We start from the raw sequence: 26185 nt of genomic DNA, 5'->3' as shown, positions 1-26185 counted from the left end.
GTTATATTATCGTCTGATATTTTGTATGCTAAAATACTAAGTATAGGATAGTTTTTTAGACCAGTGAAAACGCCGACCAAAGTCATAAGAACTGACAAATGGCAATTAAATCCTACCCCCGACCAAAAACTACTGTTTGGGGAGACGGTCAAGGTGTATCGCCATGCTTGTCGTTTCTTGGTTGGCATTATTTATACTCACTGGTCTGAACTAGGTTCTTTGACAGCAGATCAGCTAACTCCTGCTGTTGAGTGTTTGATGCACCAAACAGCAAAGCGCCCAAATATCAAATATCCACAATTCAACAAAGCTTTTTACAAATTTCCTAGTTATTATCGCCGTGCTGCAATTGCTTTTGCTGCTGGTCAAGTTAGCAGTTATGTGACCCGATACAACGAATGGCAGTCGGGTACGCGGAAACGACGAGACACTAAACCACCAAAATTAAATGCTAATACTGGCTGCTATCCCGCCCTGTACAAAGGACAATGCTATAAACTACATGGCTTTGACCAAGTCGAAATCAAAGTTTTCAACGGTCTGGATTGGGTCTGGACTACTGTCCAAATCACTGGTTTGAGGGAAAGGCATCAGGTGGCCAGCAACAAAATGATGTCGCCTTCTTTGATTTTCAATGAAAGGTATTGTCACCTATCTGTTCCGTTCAACTGCAAGCCAGAAAAACGAAAACCAGAAGCTAATGTAACTGCGGTAGATCTAGGAATTAACACCACTGCAAGCCTATCAGTCGTAACCCACAGCGGCACTGTAATCCACAGGGAGTTTATCCACCCTGGGAGAGACATAGACCGTCGGGATGTGCGTCTGAAATCCGTATCCATGCGGGCGTCTAAAACGATGGGTAAAGGCGGGAGACTTCACAAAGGTTTCTGCTCTAAAACCTATCAAAAATGTCAGAGAATCAACAACCAAATCAGTCATATTGTCTCTAAACGAATTGTTCAGGTTGCTGAGAAGTTTAACTCGGAAGCGATTGTATTTGAGAATCTAAGAGGATGGAAGCCAAAAGGGGGGCGGAAACGGTCTAACCTCAGGCAAAGGTTTCATGGATGGCTCAAAGCAAAAATTCGTGATTTCACTGAAATGAAATGGGCTGAGTTGGGTGGCAAGGTAGTGGAAGTTGTGGCGGCTTATACTTCAAAGCTTGCTTACGATGGCACGGGCATTGTTAGACGTGATTCAAAAAATTATGCTCTAGCAACCTTCTCCTCAGGTAAGCAGTTCAATGCCGACCTAAACGGCGCTTACAATATCGGCGCTAGGGGCATACTTCAACTCACTCGCAGAAATGGCAGTGAGGGTCGTTCCAGCAAAAGTTCTGGACGATCGCCTAGAAGCTGGGCTTGTCTGTGTGATTTATGGGCTAGGGGTAGCTCTAAATTAGCATAAGACACCTCCACCTGGCTATCGCCACGCTACGCGAACGGCGATAGCCAGGTGGAGGAAGCTTCATTCTCATACCAAATCCGGAAAGCAAAAACAGGATTAGGATTAGGATCAAACAACGGTAGAGTCAGACAAAGACAAATATTTTTTACTGTCTGTACTAACCGGATTTGATATCACTTGCTATTTTACGGATAATTAAACCCACCTACTTAGACCTGAGCAAAGTAAATCTGTTAAGGCAGGTGCAACATCCCCTAGTGGAAACAAGCAGAAACCCAAATCGTGAGGTTTGGGAATCCCGCGCCAAACGTGAAACGTTGGCGTCGGGAGGAGGTGAACAATGGTCTTCAAACAACCTGTTGACCGAAAATTTGTTAGTTCTTGTATGAAAACAATCGGTTTATGCCACTCCAAAGAATACAAAAATTGATTAAGCCTATCATCCAGGATATCGGCTATGAGTTAACAATTCGGAAGCGGATTAAACAGATTCCGATTATTCAAGAAATAGAACGTTTAAGGACAAGTGAACGCTATCAAAATCCTCAGTGTTTAATTCCTTTCGGAAGTAAAGTTTATTCTCAAAGTGATGAAGATGGCATTATTAGAGAAATCTTTAACCGGATTGGTGTAACCAATCAAATCTTTGTTGAATTTGGCATTGGCAATGGCTTAGAAAACAATAGCCTTGCCCTGCTTTTTGATCATTGGCAAGGTCTATGGATCGATGCGTCGTCTAGTTCGGTAGATAAAATTAGAAAATATTTTCATAAAGTCATAGAAAATGGTCAGTTAAAAATCGTTAAATCCTTTATTACAAAAGAGAATATTAACGAATTGATTTCTGCCAATATAGACGCTAATGAAATCGATCTATTATCAGTGGATATTGATGGTAATGACTATCATATTATTGATGCAATCACCTGTATAAGTCCCAGAGTAATTATCGTTGAATATAATGCCAAGTTCACACCACCCATTTTATATTGTATGGACTATGATGCGACACACAGATGGGAAAAAGATGATTGTTTTGGGGCTTCATTAAAGTTTTTTGAGGTCAATTTAGATAAAAAAGGGTATTATCTTGTGGGCTGTAACTTATCGGGTGTTAATGCATTTTTTGTCAGAAAAGATTTGGTTAGTGATCAATTTTTGGATCCCTTCACGGCTGAAAATCATTATGAACCTGCCAGGTATTATCTCTCGGGATATTTTGCAGGTCATCCTGCCAGTTATCAAACGTTAGCAAAATCTCTGACCATGCGCTCTATTTGAACTTCGCTGAACGTCAGCACCCCGCTCTAAAGAGACGGGGCTTCTAGCCTTCCTTTTTAGGTAGCTGACCAGCTATCAGAATCGTTGCCAACAAGTAAACAACGCGACAGCGTTACCTTATTGTTCTTGAGCTGATTTGTCTCTCTATCCTGTGTTTCACAGAAAGTGTAACTTTACTTAACAGGTTTTGGATTATATGGTTACAACTGGCTTAATTTTTACTCCCAAGTGTGCCAATTAATTAATAAAAAATAGAACAGTTAATTTATCTTCAAATCAACGCCCATTTTATCAGCAAGCTCTCAAAGCTATGACCTTGATTATGTCGGCTTTCTAGCTACTCTTGTCACCCCGCCAGGTTGATCAGCTTAAATCGCAATAAATTGGAGTATTATTTACGAGGGCTAAGAGGTAGGTTACTTATTATAGCTACGTTCTAGCTGACCTGTCGCCCCGTTAGAAGCAAACCCTACCGGAAGTTATCGTAGCGACGGATTTTGTAGTCTCAACAGCTACAGATTTTTTTCTCAATTACTATAGATCTCGATCTCAACGGGAACATCTATAGGAATATCATGTTGCTTTTCCCTGGTACGGATGCCGATCATCATTTTGAACCAAGCCTGAGCCAACTTTTTGTAACCCTCTGGGGTTAGGTGAATACCATCCTCAAGCATGTGATCAGGGGTGAATATATCGCGGTTATCAATAAATCGAATGTTCTTGTTTTTATAACTTTCTCCCCTCAGCAAATTTGCCAATAGGTTATTGTATTTATCAGCTTTCTGAGTCTTGAGAGTACCATCCTGCAGTGCAGAGGGGTTAATGGGGGGAATTGAAGAGACAAACAAATATACCTGATCTGACCAGGCGAGAATTTTATCAATGAGTAAAATCATTTCATTGACCGTATCTTCAGGACTTTCATTCTGAAAAAGGATGTCGTTTGTGCCAGCCATTAATAAGACAATCTCCGGTCTTGCCTGCTTCAGCCAATCTTCTATTTCGGAGTTTAAATCCGACCACGCATTAGATGCTCCAACACCAGCTATGGCAAATCCCCCATGCCCTTGATGGTCTTTGTCAAACACATATGTGTTGTTTTGGCCTAAAACTATTTCGGGATTTTCTGAGGTAGCGCTTCCCACAAAATTTACAAAAATCCCCGATACCCGAAAGCCCCGTCACAAAGCGAGCGGGTCAGAAGTTACCGCAAGAATAGTGCAGCCTTTATAGTTGGTAGGCTATGCATCAAAAGTGACAGATATTGTTGTAATGCTGCACTATTCTAAGGTTTAGTCTCCGGGATGAAGGGTCGCAGCGGTCTTTAGCCGCCGTGAAAAAGATTTGATTTTGAGTTGACGGTTTTCGCTAACTGTGTTAGCGTAACAATATCACATAAGAGGTCGAGTTCTGATGATCATAATAGAGTTTAAAGCATATGGTAAATCCCTTCAATATCAAGCTATAGACGAAGCAATTCGGACAGTTAAGTTTATCCGTAATAGCTGCATTCGTTTATGGATGGATAACAAAGGAACAGGAAAATATGACCTTAGCAAGTACTGCAAGATACTAGCTAAAGAATTCCCTTTTGCCAATGAGTTAAATTCTACTGCCCGACAAGCTGCGGCTGAAAGGGCGTGGTCATCGATTTCTCGCTTCTTTGAAAACTGCAAGAAAAAGGTATCTGGAAAGAAAGGTTTTCCCCGCTTTCAAAAACACTGTCGCTCTGTCGAATATAAGCAATCAGGATGGAAACTTTCCCCTGACAATAAATCAATTACATTCAGTGACAAGAAAGGAATAGGAAAGCTAAAACTCAAGGGTACCTGGGACTTATGGCGCTTCGACAAGAAGCAAATCAAACGGGTTCGCATTGTTAAGAGGGCTGATGGTTACTATGTTCAGTTTTGCATCTCTGTGACGAACGAAGAACAATTAGACCCGGTTGACGCTACTGTAGGATTGGACGTAGGGTTAAAAGACTTCTATACCGATTCTAGAGGGAACACTGAACCTAACCCCCGTTTTTACAGGACGGGGGAAAAGCGATTAAAGTTTTATCAGCGTCGAGTTTCTCGAAAAAAGAAAGGCTCTGCTAACCGAAAGAAGGCAATTAATAGACTAGGTAGGCAACACCTCAAAATAAGTAGGCAACGTGTTGGCGAAGCCTGCGCGAAGCGCATAGAACATGCCAAGAGACTGGCACGTTGCGTAATCCGGTCTAACGACTTGGTCGCCTATGTTCGCGCAGCGTGCCGTAAGGCAAGATTTGAGAGTAAAGAACCTAGTTAAGAATCATTGTTTAGCCAAGTCTATTAATGATGCAGGTTGGTATCAATTTAGGAAATGGTTAGAGCATTTTGGCAGAAAGTTTTGCAGAGTAACGGTTGCAGTGAATCCCGCTAGACCGCGCCAGAATTGCTCAGAATGCGGCGAGGTAGTCAAGAAGTCACTATCAACTAGGACTCACGTCTGTAAGTGTGGCTGTAAATTAGACCGAGACCACAACGCCGCAGTCAACATCCTGAAAAAAGCCTTGGGTACGGTGGGGCACACCGGAACCTGGATCCTTGATCCGAACACTTCGGGAGATTTGGCCTCTACTGTTCTTGGTTCCGGCCAGGTTCAGCAAGTCGGGTCGTTGAGCGAAGAATCCCCGCGTCTTTAGACCGGGGAGTGTCAATCTATAGCCATTATCTTTAAACAATGCCCACAGGTCATCTCGATATCCGGCTCGATCCAATGCTTTCCCACGAGTGTTTGAGTCTCCCAAAGGCATAATCTTGAGAGACCATTGATCGATGGTGAGCGCCTCTGCGGTGGGAGAAAACTCAAATAGGCTGATGCAATAAGCGGCGATTAAGGTCAATTTTGGGGATAATTTTTGCTTCATACTATAGCGTTTCCTAGTAAGCGTGAGGTATAGTAACAGCAATGAACAAACCAATTACGAATATCATTATTGCTTAGACAATAATTTCCAGACCTGTTGAGATTGCCAAGTTTGTGGACACATTCGTATATGTTTGACACCACTGGCCAGATTAGCACTCACAAAGTTTTAGCGTACATTAACGACCCACATCACCGATGAATCAATTCATCCGTTCGCTTATATCCCCCGATTAAAGTACAGGGGATTTACCCATCACACTTGTAAAGCAATCTATATATTAACAAAGATATGTAACGTAATCATTATAAATTTGATGGTTACTTAACATTTATCAATGATAACCTAAAATTTATCTTAACTATTAGATTCCAGGGATAGTTCTTGTGAGAGAATTAGTAGTTGATATCAGGCTGTGGGGAGACTCCTCCAGCGATTTCGGCGATTTGTTTTAGTTGTCTATGAGCAGGAGCTGTATGAATGTCTTCAAAGCAGTTTACTAAATCCCAGGAAAATAACGATGGCAAGATTTTTACTACCAACTTAGGGTTTACTGCACTCTGCTTCTTAATTGGTTTAGCTGGATTTGGCTATATTCTCGCCACATTGCCCGGAATCGCAGAATCCCCGACAGACCCCTCTAGAACCTGTATAGTCGGTGGTTGGAAACTGGGATTAATTATCACCCACGTTCTGGTTTTTGCCCTCATCCCTCTGGCGATGAGAATTTTTTACAACAGTTTAAAAAACTTAGGACTGCCATCGAGAAGTATTTTTGCATCCCAACTGGGTCTAGCTTTTGTGATGGTGGCGATCGCTTCAGAAATTGGTTGGCACGTCACCCAATGCTGGTATTATCAAAACGATTTTACGATGCTGAATTTCATGTTTTATTTTTTCTTGATTTCAGCATTTGCGCTGTGGGCCGATGGTTTAGTGGAGAAGACTACTATAATCACCAATTTAATTAATATTGTGTTTGCGATTAGTCTGTTAGTTGTTTCAATTTTGTACCCTTTAGGTTATCAAGCCGGTAACGATAATTTTAAGATTCCTATTTATATTGCACTTACTCTAGTTTTGGGTGTGTTGACCTATCGAGGCTATAAAATACTCCAAGATTGGAAAATTATTCTTTTCCCAATTTTTTCAGTTGGAGTCAATTTAACGTTTGTGTTTCTTCTAGATAAGTTTGGAGGGAATCCCTATACTGACCCACAAGTGACTTTTAATGCTTTATTTCATATCCTTCACGATTTAGTAGGAACCGAAGCTGGATTAGTCATCTTTACCTGGCTTGTCTATAGTAAAGGCATTGCTCTAAAAAACTCTAAAGCTACCTTAGCGATAGAAAAAAATTAGTAAATACTAATTTGGATATATAAGAATTCTCAATTTGCCAGGGTAATCGCACCTATTTAGTATTACTAGTTTTCTTTAAAAGAATTATCATTATCAAAAAAATAGTGGCAGTGGCGGGGTGAGGAAGTGAGGAGTGAGGAGTGAGCAATGTGGGTTATTAAATTATTGTCACTAATATTGTCACTAATAAGCTAGTAAGTGTTCGCGTAGCGTCGGCTATGCCGCATCGCCCTCTAACAAATGGGGATCTCGAAGAGATACCCTTAGCGGTGTGCTTTCAAGTCTTCGATGCATAGTCAAAGTAATTTGTCAAAAAAAATTTAGATGGCTTTGCCCTGGGGGCTAAAGCCCTGGGTCTCCTTTGGACCAGGGACAGTCTTCTATGATCTGGCGTGATCGTTTGTTCACCTTGAGCTGCGAGTGAATGAAATTGTCTGTTTCCTCGTTTGAGGCAAGTGTCAAGGAATCTAAACATCACTATCTGGGCATGTTGAGAGTTTCTTGCCCAATCAAATGGTGAATATGCTACAAAGATGGTTACTTAAGCTAGGTAAACCTTAATCGAGAGGATAGTTTTAAACTGGTGGGAAATTTCAGTCAGCTCTTAGAACCAATTGCTAACCAATTTAGGATTTTAGGTATTCCTGAGCCAGTGGTGCATTGGGGACACCCATTGATGATGGGAATTGTGGTATTGATTATGGGTAGCTTTGTGGGAATAGCAGGATGGCGTGGCCGAGTAGTATCTGATCCTGAAATAGCACTACAGAGTCGCAGTGATCATCGAAAAATAGCACCCTGGATGTTCATTTTTATCGCAGGTGGCTACACGGGTGGGGTTTTGTCTCTGGTAATGCAGTATCAGCCAATTCTCGAAAGCCCCCACTTTTGGACAGGATCAATCGTACTGATTTTGCTGGCTGCTAATGGGGTGATTGCCTTGACTGGCTTTGGCGGGAACAAACCATTGGTGCGTAGCGTTCATGCCTACTTAGGAAGTATGGCACTTTGCCTGCTATTGCTTCATGTTGTTTTGGGCTTAAAGCTAGGTTTATCGATCTGATGAAGCCTGCCAGTGGTACAGTAATAAGTCTTGCTTATATTCTCGGCTTAGTTTCTACAGGGATTCTCAACTTACCGACTGGTGAGATTCCCTGGCAAGAGTACAGAGCTTTGGTAACAGGATTCGTTGTCACAGGGATAGTGGCTGCGATCGCATTCCCCAGCTTCTGGCGCACAGGACCAAAACCAAGATTATGGGTAGCAGCAGGACTAATCTCGGCCTTGGCGGTGGTCTATTTTCAATTGCGGGTACCACAACCAGAACTGAATGACATTAGCGAATATGTCCCCTCAACCAATAGCATTGCTCCAGAGCAACTGTTTAAGGTTGAAGGCAAAGTGGAGAGTATGCCTCGCCTGACCCGAAATCAGCGTACACAATTTTGGTTACAAGCTACTCAGTTAACTGAAATTGAAAGTCGCGAAGATGGGGGAGCGATAAGTCAAGGAGTGACAGGCAAGTTGTATGTAACTGTGCCATTACTTCAAGGAACTGGGATATATCCAGGTCAGATAATTAGCGTAACTGGGGTTTTATATAAACCCAAGCCAGTGACTAATCCGGGAGCCTTTGATTTTGGAGCCTATCTTGCTCGTCAAGGGGCTTTTGCTGGTTTGAGTGGGCGTCAAATAAACTTTGATGAGGAAACTATTGGCAAACCCTGGGGATGGTGGAGACTGCGACAACGTATTATCCGTTCCCAAGTTCGCTTTTTAGGCTCTCCCACAGGTCCGTTAGTCAGTTCAATGGTTTTAGGACGTCGTGCTGTTGATTTGCCCTACGATATCCGCGATCAATTTATTCAGGCTGGGTTAGCCTATACCTTAGCAGCATCTGGATTCCATGTATCTTTGCTGTTGGGTTTTGTCTTAGCCGTTACCAGGGGTTTAAGCAAAGGAAAGCAGTTCAGTATTAGCTTGAGTGTACTGTTAATTTACGTGGCATTAACTGGACTGCAGCCATCAGTAATGCGGGCGGCTCTGATGGGGGTGGGTGCCCTAATTGCATTAGTGACGGCACGGAAAGTTAAGCCTTTAGGGTCACTCTTGTTAGCAGCAACACTGTTACTCCTATTTAATCCTTTGTGGATCTGGGATTTGGGATTTCAGCTGAGTTTTCTGGCCACCCTAGGATTACTAGTCACTGCACCAGGGATTATCCAACGTTTGGATTGGTTGCCACCTGCGATCGCATCCCTAGTTGCTGTGCCAATTGCAGCAGCAGTTTGGACTCTACCCCTGCAACTGTATGTTTTTCAAGTTGTTGCCAGCTACTCTATACCAGTTAGTGTTATTGCTACACCCCTAATTTCTATAATCACTTTGGGTGGAATTGTCAGTGCCTTGGCAGGACTAATTTGGCCAACAGCAGGAAGTGGACTGGCTTGGTTACTGTATTACCCAACCCATGGACTGATGGGACTAGTGCAATTTTTCAATCAGTTGCCAGGAAGTTCTGTAGCGGTGGGCAAAATTTCCCTAGGGCAACTGTTATTCCTCTACGGGCTAATTGCTCTAGCTTGCTTGATTAAATGGTTACATCCTCGTTGGTGGCTGATTAGTCTCGTTGCTGTCACTGTGGTGGTGTTGCCCCAATGGCAACAAGCGTCAAAATTGTTTCAAGTTACAGTGCTAGCTACAGGAAATGACCAAATTTTAGTGATTCAAGACCAGGGACAAGTAACGTTGCTCAATAGTGGCAACCCTGATACAGTAAGGTTTACAGTGCTGCCTTTTCTGCAAAAGCAAGGTATCAATCATATTAATTGGGCGGTTGCTCTCGACAAGCAGCCCCAACTCAGAAGTGGTTGGGTTCAGGTTCTAGGTAGTTTACCGATCGACACATTCTACGATAACACTGATTTACAACGACCATTGTCTCAGGCTCAAAATTGGAACGATATTGTCACCCGTAACTCTATCGCTAGTGCAGTAGCATCTAGGCAGGGTTACTACCAACCAATTCCTGTGGGTGAAATACTCTCTGTTGGCTCTACATCAATAGAATTAGTCAACACTGAACCACCAGTGTTGCTGATGCGCATCATTGACCAAAATTGGTTACTCCTAGGAGACCTCAAACCAGGCTTCCAAAAACAGTTAGCCAAAACCATCCGTTTCCCTGAGCTACAAGTACTTTGGTGGTCGGGAAAAAGTCTGAGGCCAGAATTCCTCGATGCCCTGCAGCCAAAAATTGCGATCGCATCATCGAATGTAGTGGATTCCTACACCGCGAAACTAATGCGTAATGCTAAGATGACCCTCTATTGGACAGGCCGTGATGGTGCTATCCAGTGGACACCGGATGGTGGTTTTAAGACTACTGTTGAAGATATTGAGATAGACATTGATGTTCCTTGATGGTGATCCCATTTCCCGCTATACAATTCCCTATGCCACTGGACTTGATCTGACTGCTATCGCTGTTTGCTAAAAAACCTAGCGCGAAATAGTCAATTCAATCCGTTAGCTCAGGGAACATTGACTACCTAGCCATGTCTGAGTTTTAAACGGCAGGCTTGACAAATTCCAGGGTTTTGTGTTCAAATTTCAGATGAAGTCTGGGGTGCGGCTTGACTAGATCATGGAGGGGTGTCCGAGTGGTTTAAGGTGGCAGACTCGAAATCTGTTATGGTGTCAAAGCCATCGGGGGTTCGAATCCCCCCCTCTCCGTACAGGGATTTAAATCAATTTTGGGTCAATCTTACTCAGGCATGTGCTACATACTGGTAGTAGGTAAGATTAGCTAACTGTCATGCCATAGAAGAAGTTGGGAAGATCGAAGAAGTTGGGAATATAGGCTTAGAATTAGATTATATTCATATATTGATTCATGTTTATCAGCTCGGGATTTAATTGAAGTGACTTCTGCTGATTATTCTCCAAAATCAACATCAACCGTTGAACTACCTCCAAGTTACACACTGCCTATAGTGTTGATTATTGCTGCAGTGACAATAGTGCTCATACAACCCTGGGTAAGTTTAGCGATCGCTTTGTTGGGCTTTTTCTTGTTGTTTCAGGCGGTAACCATACGCCTGCAATTTACTGAAACCGCCTTGGATATTTATCGCTCCGAGACCCTGATCCGGCGTTTTCCTTATCAGGAATGGCAAAATTGGGAAATCTTCTGGACATCAGTACCGATTTTGTTTTATTTCTCAGAAGTCAAAAGCATTCACTTTCTACCAATTATCTTTGACCCAAAGCTGCTACGAACTTGCCTAGAAGAACACTTTCCTAAAGTATAACTGGCTTACCTCCAATTATAGAGTAGAGCTTAGGTAGTTAGTGAATAAGTTATTAAGAAATAAGTTTAAATGAATTCCGAAGACCCACAAAACCCAGAACAAGAGCAAGATAAAAACCAAGCAGTTAAGGGATTATATAATTCACAGGAGTCAAATTTGCCAAATCAGGATAGGGCTACTCCTAGGGATAACTCTCAAGCTCCCGACCTTCCTCCCATTTCTCTGACCCTATCAGACCATGACAAAGCTAAAGCCACACAGTCAAGTGAGCCGCTGCAGGAGGATAAAGTCAGTCAAATTAAACTAGGGCAGTCTTCAGATCAAGCCAAAAAAATGGCTAGCTTAGCTCAAACTGTGGCTGAACTTGAGCAAAAAGAACAGGAGTTGAGACAGAGAATTGCCAATCTGCAAAACCATGAACAGTCACTGGTTTCAAAGGAATTGGGAACCACCCAAGCAGTTGTGGAGCGGATGATACTTGAAGGTCTGACCGAACTGGAGCAACGCAAGCAAAAGTTGCAAATTTCTATTGAGCAACTAGAACGCCGCCGGGAACGCATTCGTGAAGAAATGCGCACCAGTTTTGCCGGTGTATCTCAAGAGCTAGCCATTCGGGTTCAAGGCTTTAAAGATTATTTGGTTGGCTCCTTACAAGACCTAGCTGCTGCTGCAGAACAACTGGAACTCTCCCAGCCGCCAACCGAAACACCACGGCCAGCATTAGAAGAACCCCCACCACCCCCCACCAGAGGCAACCCACAATTTGCCGAACAAGCCTTTAAAGACGAAGTCCGACAGATTCGTCAGCTGTTGGATCAATATCGCAAAATGCCAGATTATTATGGTCCTCCCTGGCAACTGCGTCGTACCTTTGAGCCAATTCACGCTGAAAAAGTATCTCAGTGGTTTTTTTCCCAAGGTGGTCGTGGTGCGCTGCAAACTATGGGGAGCCGCTTACAAAATGTTTTGATTGCCTCAGCGGTTATATCGGTGTTGCGGACACTATACGACAATCGGCTACGTACCCTTGTACTTGCCAACACCCCAGAACGACTGGGAGAATGGCGCAGAGGATTACAGGACTGCCTAGGAATCTCCCGTAGTGATTTTGGTCCAGAACGGGGAGTTGTTCTATTTGAAGATCCAATAGCCCTGGTTCAAAAAGCGGAACGACTGATCAAGCGGGATCAGTTAGCCTTAATCATTGTTGACGAAACCGAAGATAAAATCAGTCTCTCATTATTGCAATTTCCCCTATGGTTGGCTTTTGCACCTGATCCTCGGCAGATGTATACCTATGACGATTATTGAATTACTTAGTTTACTGGCTTTAATTTTAGCAAAACAGGGGCGAAACTACTGCCACTCGGGAGGTTCAGCGAACTGAAAAAGCGATGCAGTCCGTCCGATGGGGGTTTCTCCCACTTGCGCTTTGCATCAAGACAGTCAGCAATGTTACAGCCCTGCTACCCGTCGCGGTGGTGATCGGGGAATTATTGTCGGATCTTGTTAAAATTTTAAACATGACACCAATGGTACTTAACTTAACTTGGAGTGGGCTACTAGTAATCTCAGCCTATTTATTAGGTTCTCTGCCTACTGGTTACCTAGCAGGACGCTGGCTTAAAGATATTGATATTCGCGAGCATGGCTCTGGATCAACCGGTGCCACCAATATATTGAGAACTGTGGGAAAAGGACCAGCAGTGGTGGTATTACTGATTGATGCCTTGAAAGGAGTAGCTGCTATTAGTCTAGTCAATGGCTTTTATACCCTGACAGACGTTTCCCTACTGCCTGAAACCTGGCAACCCTGGTTAGTGGCATTAGCTGCGTTTGCTGCTATCTTTGGTCATAGTAAATCCATTTGGCTAAACTTCACCGGAGGTAAATCTGTTGCAACCAGTATAGGTGTTATCCTCACCATGTCTTGGCCTGTAGGGTTAGGAACCCTAGGTGTATTTGCAGTAGTCTTGGCCATTTCTCGTATCGTCTCTCTCAGTTCCATTGCTGGTGCGATCGCTGTTTCCCTACTGATGTACCTTACCAAAGCTCCTCTTGCCTATGAGTTATTTGGTCTTGCTGCTGGCATATATATCATCATCCGTCACCGCAGTAACATCCAGCGTCTACTTACAGGTACCGAACCCCAAATCGGGAAACCCCTTTCTCCAGCAGTATCCTTAGAGACTGGAACAGACTAAGACTATAAAACACAAATCCCTGGTTATGGATTGCTTGAGTACAAATCTAATAAAGGAGCGGACTCACGCAGCGGTGCGACCCCGCGCTTTTTCAAAGCTAAGCGTGAACGCACACCAAGAGATATGGTTGTGTATGCTAGGGGTTGAATTGAGACAAAAATTCTGGTATTAGATTCCAGCAATTCTCATTTTTAACAAGAGTCGCGGAATTCCCCAACCTCTACGCAGTAGGTTGGGGATGGATAGCGAACCGAGAACTTGACTTCAAAGTTTGACATTTTACTGCGAAATTTATATAATAGTAAACAAGGTCGATAGTAAGGTTGAGTGCAGTGAAACATAAAGCCGTCAAAGTTAGAATCTATCCCACACAAGAGCAAGTCCAAGTATTAGCTCAGCATTTTGGATGTGCTCGTTGGTGGTGGAACTATGCCTTAAATCAGTGTATAGAAACTTACAAAGAAACAGGTTTTGGGCTAAAACAATCTGCACTCAACTCCATGCTGCCAAAACTCAAAAAGCAAAAAGAGACTGAATGGCTAAAAGATTGTTATTCTCAGGTTTTACAATCTGTGAGTCTAAATCTTAGTCGTGCATATCAAAATTTCTTTGAGGGCAGAGCCAAATATCCTAGATTCAAGTCATACCATCATCGTCAATCAATTCAGTACCCCCAAAATGTAAAACAAGTTGGGGACTGTTTAAAGTTCCCAGGAAAACTGGGCATTGTCAAAGCAGTAATTCATCGCCCATTAGATGGGGGAATAAAAACTGTAACAGTCAGTAGAGACCCATCTGGGAAGTATTACGCTTCAGTATTGATGGAGTATGAGTCTGTTGGCGCAGCCGTTCCTATGGAACTAAACGCCAAAGTATTTACAGAGGGAAAGGTTGTTGGTATTGATCTAGGAATCAAGGATTTTGCGATCACTTACGACGGCAACAAGACTTCTAAATTCAGCAATCCTAAACATTTAGCAAAATCCGAAAAGAAGTTAGCCAAAAAACAACGCATCGCTGCCAGAAAAAAGAAAGGCAGCAGTGGGCGTAAAAAGGCGCGTAAAATTGTAGCTAAGGTATATGAACATATCGGAAATGTCCGCCAAGACTACTTACATAAACTATCCAGAAAAATAGTTGATGACAACCAAGTAGTAGTAGTTGAGAACCTGAATGTCAAGGGCATGGTTCGTAACCATAAATTAGCTAAGGCAATATCTGATCTAAGCTGGGGAACTTTTGTAAACTTCCTGTCTTATAAATGTGAAAAAGAGAGAAAAGTACTGGTTGAGATAGACCGATGGTTCCCTAGTTCCAAGACATGTTCTAATTGTCATTACCGAATAAAAGAGTTGCCACTAGATATAAGGGCTTGGATTTGCCCAAGTTGTGGGACTCATCATGATAGGGACGGTAATGCAGCAAAAAATATCAGAGCAGAAGGTATCAGAATGCTATCCTCCTCTGGGACGGGGGAGGTCAACGCCAGTGGAGAAGAAGTAAGACCAAGACGTGGACGCCCGTCCAAGTTAAGGCATTCTTCCGTGAAACTGGAAGCCCCAACCTCTACGTAGTAGGTTGGGGTAGTTCACACATTAGATTTGGAACGGGATTAGCCCAAAGTAGTAGCGCTAATCGCAATCGTTTACGTTGGTGATAGGAGATACATGAGGGAAAACTTGACAAATGATGGACTGTATTAAACTGAGCAATATTCGCTGCTACGGCTACACTGGCTACCTACCCGAAGAACAGACCCTAGGACAGTGGTTTGAAGTAGACCTGACCATGTGGCTAGATCTAAGCCCTGCGGGAGAAAGTGATGACCTTAGCGATACCATGGATTATCGGCAAACTATTGATACTGTAAAGCATTTGGTTAAAACCTCAAAATGTGCCCTGATCGAAAAATTGGCAGTTCAAATTGCTAATGCGATCCTAGAATTCGATCAGGTGGAGCAAGTCCAGGTGCAGTTAAGCAAACCTGGTGCCCCCATTCCAGATTTTGGAGGTAAGATCACCCTGGAAGTGACTAGAACCCGTCACAATAGGTAGGTAGGACGAATAATTCAACATCGTGGTTTTTTAGGGGGATCATGACTTTTCGCATACTCAGCTTAGATGGCGGTGGTATTCGGGGCGTTATCGCAGCAGTAATCTTGGCGGAATTGGAGAAAGATATTAACCAGCCCCTCAACAAGTATTTTGATTTAATTGCAGGTACCTCCACTGGTTCAATCTTGGCTGCCGGGATTGCCACTGGCATCCCCAGTCGGGAGATGATTAGACTTTATGAACAGAAAGGGGAAAGGATTTTCCGCTACACCAGCCGTTTTTCACTAAAGCGGCTGAAGGTTATCCTTAAGTATGGTCTTTCTGCTCCTAAACACTCCAATCAGGGGTTAATTGAGGTGATGAAAGAACAGTTTGGAACGACCAAGCTGTCGGATATCTACGATTCACCTCGGCTGTTGATCACAGCCTACGACACTATGAGTCGCATGCCGATTATCTTTAAAAGCTGGCGTGAAGACAAAGATTATTTCCATGTTCCCTTGTGGGAAGCCTGTGTCTGTTCCGCATCTGCCCCCACCTATTTTCCAGCCCATCAACTCAAGACTCAAAGCAAGACTTACTCAGCGATTGATGGTGGAGTTGGGGCGAATAATCCCTCAAGCTGTGCATTAGCTGAAGCGATCCGGTTAAATCATTCCCTTGAGGAAATTTCTATAATCTCGATTGGCACAGGAGAATCCAACCGCTCCATTCCTTGGGAAAAAGCTAAAGGCTGGGGATTGGGACAATGGGGATGGCAAGGACGATTGATTGAAGTGCTATTTGATGCTCCTTCTGACATTCACCGGTATATTACCAAAGAGTTGATGGGTAGCTTAGAATCCGAGGATGCAACAGTTTCTCGTTACCTGCGTCTACAACCGCAAATCACTAATGACACAATGGATGATGCGACTCGGAGCAATATTGCCAAGTTAAAGCGTGTTGCCAAGAATTACGCCTGGCAAAACCAAGGTTTGTTCCAGAACTTCCTGAAAATCCATTGAGGAACCTTTAAAATCTTGTTGGTCGGTTTACTACTGATAATTCAAGGAACTTGGTTACTTGTTACTGGTTAATTCAAAAGTAACATTTATGGGATCAACTCGATTAGAAGTGATGTAAGCAGTCAGCAGTCAGCCGTCAGCCGTCAGCCGTCAGCTAAAAGCTCACGCGAATTGAGGTGCTTAAAATAAACCTCTTTAGGGAGAATTTAATAGTTCCAGATTAATGATAATTGAAAGGTAAGCATATGCGCTACGCCCACGCTACTTGAGGTGCCGTCAGCTGTCAGCCGTCAGCTTATTTTATTCAAAAGCACCTCAAGTAGCACCATCTGTAGCGCATATGCTGATAGCTGATAGCTGATAGCTGATAGCTGATAGCTGATAGCTGATAGCTGATAGCTGATAGCTGATAGCTGATAGCTTACCAATTGGGGACCGAATTGATAAATGCTATAAAATTGGGCAATGACGTTAAAAGCTCGTAAAAAATTTGCTCAACATTGGCTGCGTAGCGAAGAGGCACTGAACCAAATCGTGACAGCCGCTAATTTACAAAAAAGCGATCGCATTCTAGAAATTGGTCCGGGTACTGGCATTCTTACCCAGCGGTTACTGCCTTTTGTTCAGTCTGTAGTGGCGGTAGAAATTGATCGAGACTTGTGCCGATTTTTAGTTAAAAAACTCGGTAAGATAGATAACTTTTTACTGCTGCAAGGGGACTTTTTATCCTTAGACTTAGATACATTGTTAGCTAACTTTTCCAATTTCCAAAAACCTAATAAAGTTGTTGCCAATATCCCCTATAATATTACCGGTCCGATTCTAGAAAAGTTGCTAGGTACCATTACTGAGCCAGCTGTGCCAGGGTTTGATTTAATCGTGCTGCTAGTGCAAAAAGAAGTAGCTCAGCGGTTATATGCCAAACCGAGTTCTAGAGCATTTGGGGCATTATCAGTGCGGGTGCAGTATCTCGCCAAATGTGAATTGATTTGCGATGTACCTGGGTCGGCATTCTCTCCTCCCCCCAAGGTCGATTCCGCTGTCGTACGGTTACATCCGAGCCTAGCTGAACCACCAGCTTCTGACCCCAGATGCTTGGAGACACTATTGAAACTGGGCTTTGCCAGCAAACGAAAAATGTTGCGCAATAATTTAAAATCTGTAATCGAACGCGATCGCATCACCCAATTGCTGGAACAATTAGAAATAAGCCCTCAAGCCCGAGCCGAAGACCTTAGTGTTGCTCAATGGATAGCCCTAGCGAATCAGATCACCATAAAGAATGCATTCATACTCCCTAAATGCCCCAGCTAAAATCAATCTGTATTTGGAAATCATCGGTGATGCGGGTGATGGTTATCACGAACTCGCAATGATTCTCCAAAGCATCGAATTAGCTGATCAAATCGACATCCGTGCCATTGGTACACAGGAGATTAAAGTCCACTGTCATCATCCCCAAGTCCCAACGGATGAAAGCAACCTCGCTTATAAAGCAGCTGCCTTGATGTGGGAGGAGTTTCCTGAGTACTTTGCTAACTTGGGCGGTGTAGAAATTACTATCCACAAGCGAATTCCTGTAGCCGCTGGACTAGCTGGTGGTTCAACGGATGCAGCGGCTGTGTTAGTAGGAATCGATATGTTGTGGCAATTGGGACTAACCCACCCGGAATTAGAACAATTGGCAGCACAGCTTGGATCGGATGTGCCGTTTTGCCTTGCTGGTGGCACCGCTCTAGCTCTGGGCAGAGGTGAGCGGTTGTCTGCCCTACCGGGACTGGATTCTCTATATGTCGTGTTGGGGAAATACCGCAGTCTGATGGTTTCTACTGCTTGGGCTTATCAGACTTATCGGGCTCAGTTTGGGGAAACCTATATCCGGGAGCCTGAGGACTTAGAATCCCGTGCTAATCGTTTTCATAGTGGTTCAATGGTTAAGGCAATCCTTAATAAGGATGGGGGACAGATTGGTTCACTACTGCGCAATGATTTAGAGAAAGTGGTGTTACCCAATCACCCCCAAGTCTTGCAACTACGGGAAGCCTTTGAGAATAGCGGTGCCATAGGAACCATGATGTCTGGTTCAGGTCCGACGGTATTTGCCCTGTGCGAGTCCCAAGAGCAAGCCCAGGAAATTCAACAGAAAGTAAGCATTAAGATTACTGACCCAGATTTAGAGTTTTGGGTGACCAAGTTATCGAGTCAGGGGATTCAGATCATGTCAACACCTTGAGTGGTTAGTCCTGAGTTAGTTAGCCCCTGAGTTAGTTAGCCTTGAGTTGGTTAATCCTAAGTCGAAAATGACTAACCATAGTCTCCTGGTCATTAAACATAATTAAGACTATTTATGTTTAAAATAAGCCTCCATCACCTGGCGCACAATTGGTCCTGCCACTGAACCTCCACCGCCGCCGGAATGTTCCACAAAAGCAACAACCGCAATCTCGGGTTTATCATAGGGGGCAAAACCACCAAACCAAGCATGAGCTTTCCCAGGAGGAGCCTCTGCTGTTCCACTCTTACCAGCGGCAGGAGGCAACTCTGGCACCCTCAATGCCGCTCCTGTTCCCCCAGTCACCACAGCTCGCAATCCTCGGCGCAGGGTCTGAATCGTTGATGGCTTCATATTGATGGACACTCGCCCTTTTATAGCATCCTGATTGTTCTTGAGCAAGTGGGGTTTAACCCGATAGCCGCCATTGGCAACTGCAGAAAACATCACCGAGGATTGTAAGGGTGTTCCTAGGGTAAACCCTTGACCAATAGACATATTTATGGTATCTCCAACGGTCCATCCCCAATTGTAGTTTTTCCGCTTCCAGGCATCATCCACTATCAAACCACTGGATTCGCCAGATAACTCAATACCAGTTTTTTCACCAAAGCCATATCTACGAGCCCATTCAATCAGGGTTTTCCCCCCAACCCCTCGACCGATTTGACCAAAGAAGGTGTTACTGCTCCAAGCCATAGCACCAACAAATCCCATTGGACCAAATCCGGCTCGGTTCCACTCCCCAAAGGCATGACCACCGACATACAGGTAAGGATAAGTCTGTAAAACAGTTTTGGGAGAATACCGACCAGATTCCATACCCGCCGAAGCCGTGACCACCTTAAATGTACTGGCTGGAGGAAACCCTCGCATTGCCCGGTTGATAAACGGATTCCCTCTGCCTTGTAGCTTTCGCCAGGTTTCTGAGGTGATGCGAGTCGAGAAAATATTCGGGTCAAAGGTTGGACGAGAAACCATTGCGAGGACAGCACCGGTGTTGGGGTCTATAGCCACGACTGCCCCTTTGCGATCGCCTAATGCTGCCTCGGCTGCCTTCTGCACGTCTATATCGATGGTTATATGGATAGGTTTACCCGCTTTTGCCTGTTTCTGACCCAGAACCCTGACGACTCGTCCAGCACCATCAACTTCTACTTGCTGACCGCCCCATTCTCCCCGTAGCAGATGCTCATAGGACTTCTCCACCCCCATTTTGCCAACCACATCACCGAGGCGGTAGCCGTCAGGTTTACGCCGTTGCAGCTCTTCATAGTCCAACTCTCCAGTATAACCTAGAACGTGAGCCGATAGCTGTCCATGGGGATAGTACCGCAAGGCATCAATATCCACCTCTATCCCCTGTAATTCATTGCTGTACTCAGCCAAGGCAGTAACTTGAGCGGGAGTAACACCACGGGCAATCCGAAGTAGGTAAGGAGAGTTATAGCCCGCTTGTTCCAGACGCTTTTGAATCTCAGCGTCTGGTATCTTCAAAATTTGGGACAGGCGTTTGCGAGTTTGGGGCCATTGCTCCTGCCTAAGAACCATCGGCCACACAAAGACCGAGTGAGACAACCGATAGCTAGCTAATACTCTTCCCTTACGGTCAAAAATATTGCCCCGTATAGGGGGCTTGGGAATCAGACGAATCCGGTTATTTTCTGCCAGCTGTTGGTTGCGTTCCCCTTGAACTAGCTGTAAATACGCTAAACGGGAACCAATTCCCCCCAGCAAGAATAGGCTAATCAGTACCATAATCACTACGGATTGGTATTTGCGTCCGACAGTGCGGGAATTAGATCGATATACTGCAAATGGAGATAAAGAAGGCTGAATTAATGTCATCGTCAGAGGTCTGAGAATGGGGAATCGGACTTGGAGAACACGGAATTGGGCAATTAAGGCGAATAGTCTGTGATCAATCCCAGTAACCTATTGGCTTTAATTCCGAATAAGTCCCCCTTTTCAATTAAGAATTAAGGATTGACAATTGACAACAAAACAACAGGACTCACGCCCCAAGCTTGTCGGTTAACACTGGGTATGGGGTTGAGGGTGACCGGGTGTAGTGAGCAGAATTGGAACATGCCCTTGGGATTGCCCACACTGATTCACCTAGATCTGCCCCAAAGCCTTGATTAAGGAGGCTCTGATCTGCCCCTGTTCTAATAGCTCTTACCATTAGCTTAATACCTAGTTACGGCTAATACCCAGCAATTTACTTCTGCACCTCAGCTACTGGATCAGTGCAGATCTGTTTAGCTACCGCAGGAGTATTTTTAGGTTGGAGGATAAAATAAACCCAAGGAGAGAAACCGTGTTGCACAGATGCAGACAGACGAGGCATGACTCTGGGGGCATCACTACTGCTGAAATAACCACCATGTTTCAAACGACTGTTAAAGAACCACGTCCGACTACTACGACTACAGCTAAACTTGATGTTGAACTCCGGAAGGTTTTTAAAGTGTTCGACACCGAGACTGTTGTTCGTGGTGTTGACTTAACTATCCGTCGAGGAGAATTTTTTAGCATTCTTGGTCCGTCTGGCTGTGGCAAGACTACAACCTTGCGTTTAGTAGCGGGATTTGAGATGCCTTCAGCTGGGGAGGTAATGATTCAGGGACGCTCGATGAATCATATTCCACCACACCGCCGACCTGTCAATACTGTCTTTCAAAGTTATGCTCTATTCAATCACCTGAGTGTATCGGAAAATATTGCCTTCGGTCTACGGCTAAAAAAGCTACCCCCATTGGAGGTTGAGGAACGAGTCAAAGCAGCCCTCAAACAAGTGAAACTGGAGGGATTGGCGAATCGGTATCCCCCTCAATTGTCTGGGGGTCAACAGCAACGAGTGGCATTAGCCCGAGCATTAGTTAATCGACCAGCGGTGCTGTTGTTGGATGAACCTTTGGGAGCGCTAGATTTCAAGCTGCGCAAACAGATGCAGGTGGAACTGTCAAATCTCCATCAAGACCTGGGGTTAACCTTTGTGATGGTGACCCACGACCAAGAAGAAGCTATGAGTCTTTCTGACCGTATCGCTGTGATGCGTGCAGGTAAAATTGAGCAAGTTGGTTCCCCCAGAGAAATCTATGAAAATCCTCGGACAACCTTTGTGGCGGACTTTATCGGTGATACCAATTTATTTAAAGGTCGTCTGCAACGGTCCGATGCCAACACACTCGAAATTACCACCAAGACTGGTATAAAGATTGTGGTTGAGTCTCCATCCGTTAGAGAAGTCCTGGATAATTCTAATGCTCAGGATATTGTAGTAGGTGTACGACCAGAGAAAATTCGCCTGAGTCTTTCCCCCCCAACTACTACAATGAATTGCTTTGAAGGACGTCTCAAACACGCGATGTACCTGGGTACTCATATTCAATGTGTGGTGGAGTTACTCAGTGGCGACTGTCTTAGAGTCATACTTGCCAACACCAATAACAAGTTACCAGACCCTCACACGACAATTTATGCTCGTTGGGCACCCACGGATTGTCGAGTGTTGGAGGAATAATTTGAGGATTTCGGTAGTTTTTGAGGCTAGTTTCCTTGGAAAATAGTGCTGAGTAGAGCAAGAGATTTTTATTTGTTGACTAGATAAAATCCGCTGGATTAATTATCCTATCCGTTTTCGGGTAATGGGTAATGGGTAATCCGTTGTGAATAACTTTCTTCAACCTACCCTACTTCGGACGCCTGGGCAAAAACAAACGTCAACCTTCAACCTTTTCAATCGTGCTTTCTAAGGATCGACAATCATTACTAAAACGCCCTACAAGGCGCAACTTTTTACAGCTAGCCACGGTCGCTACCCTATCAGGTCTAACCTTGTCTGGATGTGGCTGGACTCTAGCTGAGGTCAGACCAACACCTCCTTCACCAGGTGACAGAAATAAACTATTTATCTACACTTGGACTAACTATACCGATGATGAGCTACTAGACCGCTTTACCGAAACAAGTGGAATCAAAGCTGTAGTCGATGTCTTTGATTCCAACGAAGCTATGCTTGCTCGACTTCAGGCTTCTGGGGGCGGAGCCTATAGCATTATCTACCCGTCTGACTACATGGTGCGGAAGATGGTGGAGTTGGATATGTTGCTGAAACTGGACTTTGAACGCATCATCGGAATGAATCGACTGTTTCCTAAGTTCCTCAATCCCATATATGACCCCAACAATTTGCACAGTATTCCTCTGAGCTGGGGAACAACGGGTTTGATTTACAACTCCAAAAAACTATCTACGGTACCGGAGGATTGGAGCTATCTTTGGCAATATAAAGATAAATTATCGAGACGGATGACTTTGCTCAACGATGTGCGAGAAGTGATGGGTGCCACCTTGAAAATGTTGGGTTACTCGTACAACTCTACCAATCCACAGGAGATCAAGAAGGCCTATGAAACGTTGGTGGAGTTAAAACCAAGTATTGCTTCATTTTCTTCTGATGCTTGGCGATCGCAAATCCTGAGTGGGGATTTATGGGTTGCGATGTGTTACTCCTCCGATGCTGCTGAAATCATGGCAGAAAACCCAGATTTGCAGTATGTGCTACCGAAAAGCGGTTCTTCCTTGTGGACCGATACCTTGGCAATTCCCAAAACAGCTCCCAATCTTGAGGGTGCCTACGCTTGGATTAACTTTATGTTAGAAGCAGATGTTGCTGCTCAAATTTGTGAACGGTTGAGCTTCGCCACACCAAACCAAAAAGCCTTTAAGCTATTGTCCCGTGAAATCCAAGAGGATCCAAGTTTGTTTCCAGAACAATCAGCCTTAGAACTTTGTGAAGGTGTTGCACCTGTTGACGAGGTTAGCGAAGTTTATGACCGCTACTGGACTCAGTTGACCAGTGGTTAGGAGTTAGGAATTAGCCCTTTTCAACACCCTACAGTTTAGGAAACTAGTACGGAAATGCAGAAATAAACATACCATTCAAAATACCTCTCAAAAAGAGCGAAACGCTATTGAAAAATGCTATATAATAGAACAAATTAAATTCCAATTTATAGTGATAAAATCCTAAATAATCATTCACATTTTTAAATGTTTTAAATCTAGATATCATAATATAGCATTAAAAAAAAATGCTATAAGTCTTGGATTAATGAATAATAAATAATGATTAAAAACTAATGATAAATAACACTGAAAGCGTTACTGAGAACATTGCTGAATCCCCAGTTATGCAAGATAAGAGACACTTACGATGGCAGTGGTTAGAACCCCTAGGATTGCTCAGTCCAGCAGGTATATGGTTAGCTTTGTTGTTGGTGCTGCCAACCCTAGTGATTTTTGAACTAAGTTTGGTACCCAACATTAGACCAGGAGATGTGGTCAATCCGTCTGGTATTGATAATTATTTGCGGGTATTTGATCCAGTAATCTTGCAAGTGATGGGGCGATCGCTTTTTTTGGCCATGGGAACCACTGTGATTTGTCTTGTGCTAGGATTTCCCGTGGCTTATTGGATTGCTCAGCTAGCACCCAAGCGGTGGCAAAATTTACTGCTGCTGGGTTTTATCTTACCGTTATGGACATCTTCTCTACTGCGTTCTTATGCCTGGATTACCATTCTGCGACCGACTGGGGTTCTCAATACAGTACTGACTAGTATTGGACTACCAGGGTTGGATTTGCTCAATCGTAGTGCTGCTGTATTGATTGCCATGGCTTACAGCTTTCTGCCATATATGGTCTTGATTCTCTATGCGTCTATAGAAAAGTTAGACAAACGTTTGTTAGAAGCGGCGGCGGATTTAGGGGCAAATCCCTATCAAACGTTTTGGAAAGTAACTGTACCCCAAACTCTACCAGGAATTGCTGCAGGTTCTTTGCTGGTATTTATCTCTGGATTAGGGGATTTTGTTAATCCGGAATTGCTAGGGGGAGCATCCAGTATGACTGGAGCAAGATTGATTTATAACCAGTTTTTAGGAGCTACTCAAAACTGGGGATTTGGGTCAGCTTTGAGTATGATGTTAATTTTGGTGGTAAGTATAGCGATCGCACTTTTGATTAAGTATGGTGATCCAAAAGCACAGCCATAGCACTATAGAAAAGGGAAAAGGGAAAAGGGAAAAGGGAGTAGGGAGTAGGGAGTAGGGAGTAGGGAGTAGGGAGTAGGGAGTAGGGAGTAGGGAGTAGGGAAAAGGGAAAAGGGAAAAGGGAGTAGGGAGTAGGGAGTAGGGAGTAGGGAGTAGGGAGTAGGGAGTAGGGAGTAGGGAGTAGGGAGTAGGGAGTAGGGAGTAGGGAGTAGGGAGTAGGGAGTAGGGAGTAGGGAGTAGGGAAATAGGGTTGCATTTATAAAAATGAAAAATTTAAACTAGAAACTTGATATTAATTAACCATTAACTATTAATCATTAAAATTAACCATTGACGAATGACTAATGAGCAACTCTACCATCAGCAGGAGGAGCTTCCCCTAGACATGGTAAACTCTCAACCAAAACTCCGGGTTTCTTGGCAAGGTATTTTCTCCCTGGTGATGTTCTTTTATATGTACCTACCCCTGCTGGTACTGACGTTTTATAGCTTCAATGACTCTAAATACAGCGCCCAGTGGCAGGGATTCACTTTTAAGTGGTACCTAAAACTATGGCAGGACGAGAGTGTAAGGACAGCACTATTCAATAGTCTCACGGTAGCGCTAGTGGCAGTAGGAATTTCTGCGGTATTGGGTACCATGATGGCAGTCGGTTTAGCCCGTTACCAGTTTCCAGGGAAACGCTTGTATCGAGGGATATCCTACTTACCCCTGATTATCCCAGATATTGCGATCGCAGTAGCAACTCTAATCTTTTTGGCAGTTATGGCTATTCCTCTTAGTCTGTGGACTATCATAGCAGCTCATATAGTTTTCTGTTTGGCTTATATTGCCATTGTTGTTTCCTCCCGTATCACCCAGCTTGACCCTCACCTAGAAGAAGCAGCCCTTGATTTAGGAGCAACGCCCCTACAAGCTTTTATAAAAATATTACTACCGGAATTGATGCCAGGGATTATTGCCGGTTGTTTATTATCTTTTGTCCTAAGTATGGATGATTTTCTGATTTCTAGTTTTACGGCTGGGACTGGTGCAACTACCCTACCCATGGAAATCTTTAGCCGCATCCGCACTGGTGTTAAGCCAGATATAAATGCTCTTAGTGTTTTGCTAATCCTGGTATCAGGTGCAGTTGCTTTTATAGCTGAATGGCTCCGTTATCGGAGTGTGGAAAATCGGTAATAATGGGGAATCGGGAATCGGTAATAATCGGGAATCGGGAATCGGGAATCGGGAATCGGGAATTGGGAATCGGGAATCGGGAATCGGGAATTTATAACTGATACAAGGTTACTTTATATTATTCCATTATATTATTCCAT

Annotated in this window: 21 protein-coding genes, 1 tRNA gene and 3 pseudogenes; 22 read left to right on the top strand and 3 right to left on the bottom strand. The window is 44.0% G+C overall.

Translation table 11 applies throughout. The features are described from left to right. Positions 1–63: 63 nt before the first annotated feature. The gene (locus F6J90_RS00220) at positions 64–1410 is read left to right on the top strand and encodes a transposase (protein WP_293090536.1); all 1347 of its coding nucleotides are present in this window, start codon (positions 64–66) and stop codon (positions 1408–1410) included. Between the two features lie 402 nt (positions 1411–1812). After that, positions 1813–2691 carry a hypothetical protein gene (locus F6J90_RS00215; RefSeq protein WP_293090535.1) on the top strand — a complete coding sequence of 293 codons (879 nt, stop codon included), beginning with the start codon at positions 1813–1815 and terminating at the stop codon, positions 2689–2691. A 527-nt stretch (positions 2692–3218) separates the two neighbouring features. On the opposite strand, the gene F6J90_RS00210 is transcribed toward F6J90_RS00215, so the two are convergent. After that, positions 3219–3839: a GDSL-type esterase/lipase family protein gene (locus tag F6J90_RS00210; protein WP_293090534.1), complete on the bottom strand. Its 621-nt coding sequence runs from the start codon at positions 3837–3839 to the stop codon at positions 3219–3221. A 51-nt stretch (positions 3840–3890) separates the two neighbouring features. On the opposite strand from F6J90_RS00210, the pseudogene F6J90_RS00205 reads away from it, so the two are divergent. The 15 genes and pseudogenes from F6J90_RS00205 to ispE form a co-directional block, all read left to right on the top strand. After that, positions 3891–3983: pseudogene (locus tag F6J90_RS00205) on the top strand (RNA-guided endonuclease TnpB family protein); the annotation flags it as partial. A 124-nt stretch (positions 3984–4107) separates the two neighbouring features. Continuing rightward, positions 4108–5365: pseudogene (locus F6J90_RS00200) on the top strand (RNA-guided endonuclease TnpB family protein). A 297-nt stretch (positions 5366–5662) separates the two neighbouring features. Continuing rightward, positions 5663–5791, top strand: a pseudogene (locus tag F6J90_RS00195) (IS200/IS605 family transposase); the annotation flags it as partial. A gap of 279 nt (positions 5792–6070) precedes the next feature. Next, on the top strand, positions 6071–6952 hold the full coding sequence (locus F6J90_RS00190; RefSeq protein WP_293090533.1) for a hypothetical protein: 882 nt from the start codon (positions 6071–6073) through the stop codon (positions 6950–6952). 583 nt (positions 6953–7535) lie between these two features. After that, the gene (locus F6J90_RS00185) at positions 7536–8015 is read left to right on the top strand and encodes a DUF4079 domain-containing protein (RefSeq protein ID WP_293090532.1); all 480 of its coding nucleotides are present in this window, start codon (positions 7536–7538) and stop codon (positions 8013–8015) included. Further along, positions 8015–10375, top strand: coding sequence for a ComEC/Rec2 family competence protein (locus F6J90_RS00180; protein WP_293090531.1), 2361 nt, complete (start codon positions 8015–8017; stop codon positions 10373–10375). Before F6J90_RS00185 ends, F6J90_RS00180 begins: the two co-directional genes overlap by 1 nt. 225 nt (positions 10376–10600) lie before the next feature. After that, positions 10601–10687, top strand: a tRNA-Ser gene (locus F6J90_RS00175). Between the two features lie 188 nt (positions 10688–10875). Beyond that, positions 10876–11265: a DUF3119 family protein gene (locus F6J90_RS00170; RefSeq protein WP_293090530.1), complete on the top strand. Its 390-nt coding sequence runs from the start codon at positions 10876–10878 to the stop codon at positions 11263–11265. 69 nt (positions 11266–11334) lie between these two features. Next, positions 11335–12576 carry a DUF3086 domain-containing protein gene (locus F6J90_RS00165; RefSeq protein WP_293090529.1) on the top strand — a complete coding sequence of 414 codons (1242 nt, stop codon included), beginning with the start codon at positions 11335–11337 and terminating at the stop codon, positions 12574–12576. 212 nt (positions 12577–12788) lie between these two features. After that, on the top strand, positions 12789–13469 hold the full coding sequence (gene plsY / locus F6J90_RS00160) for a glycerol-3-phosphate 1-O-acyltransferase PlsY (RefSeq protein ID WP_366513653.1): 681 nt from the start codon (positions 12789–12791) through the stop codon (positions 13467–13469). A 332-nt stretch (positions 13470–13801) separates the two neighbouring features. Further along, positions 13802–15043 (top strand): RNA-guided endonuclease TnpB family protein, encoded by a 1242-nt coding sequence (locus tag F6J90_RS00155; RefSeq protein WP_293091823.1) that lies wholly within the window; start codon positions 13802–13804, stop codon positions 15041–15043. A gap of 115 nt (positions 15044–15158) precedes the next feature. Beyond that, complete coding sequence (gene folB / locus F6J90_RS00150) at positions 15159–15524, top strand: dihydroneopterin aldolase (protein WP_293091822.1); 366 nt, start codon at positions 15159–15161, stop codon at positions 15522–15524. Between the two features lie 41 nt (positions 15525–15565). Further along, on the top strand, positions 15566–16531 hold the full coding sequence (locus F6J90_RS00145) for a CBASS cGAMP-activated phospholipase (RefSeq protein WP_293090528.1): 966 nt from the start codon (positions 15566–15568) through the stop codon (positions 16529–16531). Positions 16532–16996: 465 nt separating this feature from the next. Beyond that, positions 16997–17845, top strand: a complete 849-nt coding sequence (rsmA, locus tag F6J90_RS00140; protein ID WP_293090527.1) for a 16S rRNA (adenine(1518)-N(6)/adenine(1519)-N(6))-dimethyltransferase RsmA — start codon at positions 16997–16999, stop codon at positions 17843–17845. Then, entirely contained in the window at positions 17814–18764 is a 951-nt protein-coding gene (gene ispE, locus F6J90_RS00135; protein WP_293090526.1) for a 4-(cytidine 5'-diphospho)-2-C-methyl-D-erythritol kinase, read from the top strand. The genes rsmA and ispE overlap by 32 nt, the downstream gene beginning before the upstream one ends. A gap of 108 nt (positions 18765–18872) precedes the next feature. On the opposite strand, the gene mrdA is transcribed toward ispE, so the two are convergent. Further along, positions 18873–20651, bottom strand: coding sequence for a penicillin-binding protein 2 (gene mrdA / locus F6J90_RS00130; protein ID WP_293090525.1), 1779 nt, complete (start codon positions 20649–20651; stop codon positions 18873–18875). Positions 20652–20789: 138 nt separating this feature from the next. Between mrdA and F6J90_RS00125 the strand changes: the two genes are divergently transcribed. The 4 genes from F6J90_RS00125 to F6J90_RS00110 all read left to right on the top strand — a co-directional run bounded on the left by F6J90_RS00125 (position 20790) and on the right by F6J90_RS00110 (position 24865). Continuing rightward, positions 20790–20948, top strand: coding sequence for a hypothetical protein (locus F6J90_RS00125; RefSeq protein ID WP_293090524.1), 159 nt, complete (start codon positions 20790–20792; stop codon positions 20946–20948). 241 nt (positions 20949–21189) lie between these two features. After that, positions 21190–22329: an ABC transporter ATP-binding protein gene (locus F6J90_RS00120; RefSeq protein WP_293091821.1), complete on the top strand. Its 1140-nt coding sequence runs from the start codon at positions 21190–21192 to the stop codon at positions 22327–22329. Positions 22330–22550: 221 nt separating this feature from the next. After that, positions 22551–23675 (top strand): spermidine/putrescine ABC transporter substrate-binding protein, encoded by a 1125-nt coding sequence (locus F6J90_RS00115; protein WP_293090523.1) that lies wholly within the window; start codon positions 22551–22553, stop codon positions 23673–23675. A gap of 326 nt (positions 23676–24001) precedes the next feature. Then, positions 24002–24865 carry an ABC transporter permease gene (locus F6J90_RS00110; protein ID WP_293091820.1) on the top strand — a complete coding sequence of 288 codons (864 nt, stop codon included), beginning with the start codon at positions 24002–24004 and terminating at the stop codon, positions 24863–24865. Here the strand turns inward: F6J90_RS00110 and F6J90_RS00105 are convergent. Further along, a complete protein-coding gene (locus tag F6J90_RS00105) occupies positions 24834–25118 on the bottom strand; it encodes a hypothetical protein (protein ID WP_293090522.1) in 285 nt (94 codons plus the stop codon). The genes F6J90_RS00110 and F6J90_RS00105 overlap by 32 nt on opposite strands. Before the next feature lie 81 nt (positions 25119–25199). Between F6J90_RS00105 and F6J90_RS00100 the strand changes: the two genes are divergently transcribed. Next, positions 25200–26045, top strand: a complete 846-nt coding sequence (locus F6J90_RS00100) for an ABC transporter permease (RefSeq protein ID WP_293090521.1) — start codon at positions 25200–25202, stop codon at positions 26043–26045. Positions 26046–26185 lie beyond the last annotated feature (140 nt).

This window comes from Moorena sp. SIOASIH, assembly GCF_010671925.1.
Classification (GTDB): Bacteria; Cyanobacteriota; Cyanobacteriia; order Cyanobacteriales; family Coleofasciculaceae; genus Moorena.
This window is presented reverse-complemented; position numbering and strand designations above follow the sequence as displayed.

Bases quoted from the DNA above. Each gene is read 5' to 3' on its own strand.
- F6J90_RS00145 (WP_293090528.1), top strand. From the start codon at position 15,566: ATGACTTTTCGCATACTCAGCTTAGATGGCGGTGGTATTCGGGGCGTT.
- F6J90_RS00105 (WP_293090522.1), bottom strand. From the start codon at position 25,118: ATGCAACCCTATTTCCCTACTCCCTACTCCCTACTCCCTACTCCCTAC.
- F6J90_RS00190 (WP_293090533.1), top strand. From the start codon at position 6,071: ATGTCTTCAAAGCAGTTTACTAAATCCCAGGAAAATAACGATGGCAAG.
- F6J90_RS00180 (WP_293090531.1), top strand. From the start codon at position 8,015: ATGAAGCCTGCCAGTGGTACAGTAATAAGTCTTGCTTATATTCTCGGC.
- folB (WP_293091822.1), top strand. From the start codon at position 15,159: ATGGACTGTATTAAACTGAGCAATATTCGCTGCTACGGCTACACTGGC.
- F6J90_RS00100 (WP_293090521.1), top strand. From the start codon at position 25,200: ATGACTAATGAGCAACTCTACCATCAGCAGGAGGAGCTTCCCCTAGAC.
- F6J90_RS00110 (WP_293091820.1), top strand. From the start codon at position 24,002: ATGCAAGATAAGAGACACTTACGATGGCAGTGGTTAGAACCCCTAGGA.
- mrdA (WP_293090525.1), bottom strand. From the start codon at position 20,651: ATGACATTAATTCAGCCTTCTTTATCTCCATTTGCAGTATATCGATCT.
- F6J90_RS00165 (WP_293090529.1), top strand. From the start codon at position 11,335: ATGAATTCCGAAGACCCACAAAACCCAGAACAAGAGCAAGATAAAAAC.
- ispE (WP_293090526.1), top strand. From the start codon at position 17,814: ATGCATTCATACTCCCTAAATGCCCCAGCTAAAATCAATCTGTATTTG.
- plsY (WP_366513653.1), top strand. From the start codon at position 12,789: ATGACACCAATGGTACTTAACTTAACTTGGAGTGGGCTACTAGTAATC.
- rsmA (WP_293090527.1), top strand. From the start codon at position 16,997: ATGACGTTAAAAGCTCGTAAAAAATTTGCTCAACATTGGCTGCGTAGC.
- F6J90_RS00120 (WP_293091821.1), top strand. From the start codon at position 21,190: ATGTTTCAAACGACTGTTAAAGAACCACGTCCGACTACTACGACTACA.
- F6J90_RS00215 (WP_293090535.1), top strand. From the start codon at position 1,813: ATGCCACTCCAAAGAATACAAAAATTGATTAAGCCTATCATCCAGGAT.